Source organism: Mesorhizobium sp. M8A.F.Ca.ET.161.01.1.1 (assembly GCF_004792105.1).
Classification (GTDB): Bacteria; Pseudomonadota; Alphaproteobacteria; order Rhizobiales; family Rhizobiaceae; genus Mesorhizobium.
In genome coordinates this window covers 1-419 of the sequence record NZ_SRTD01000100.1, presented here as the reverse complement: position 1 = coordinate 419, position 419 = coordinate 1, and the positions used below count along the sequence as shown (strand labels likewise).

General features: G+C 62.8%; 1 protein-coding gene. It reads right to left on the bottom strand.

The window, feature by feature from the left end; genetic code table 11:
- The coding region (locus tag EN804_RS34825) for a molybdopterin-dependent oxidoreductase (protein ID WP_145972891.1) at nt 1–318 on the bottom strand (318 nt) is incomplete at its 3' end.
- Nucleotides 319–419: the final 101 nt, after the last annotated feature.

Here is a 419-nt window from a genome sequence, read left to right as displayed (position 1 = left end):
GCCGAACACGGCGCTTGGACCGTGACTATCGTAGACCCGCCTCAGTTCGTCGGCGACCAGTGTCGTCGCTTCGGCCCAGCTGACCTCGACATAGTCGTCAGCGCCCCGCCGCTGTGCATGGTCGGTTTCGCGCTCAAGCCACCCCCGCCGGACAGCGGGCCGTCGGATGCGGACGGGGCTGTCGGCGATCGCCGGAAGATTGCCCAGTAGCGGGGATGGATGGGGGTCGCCGGAGTGAGGCTTTATCTCCAGTCGCCCATTTGTGAGCCGCCCGGAGAAGGCCCCCCAGTGAGAACTGTGAGTCTTGAAGGAATTCATCGTGTCGCCCCAGCGGTCGCGGATCGCAAAGTAACATTCTATCTCGGCAGGATTTTGCCGGGATTCATGATGCCGGCTGGATCGACTGCATGTTTGATGAG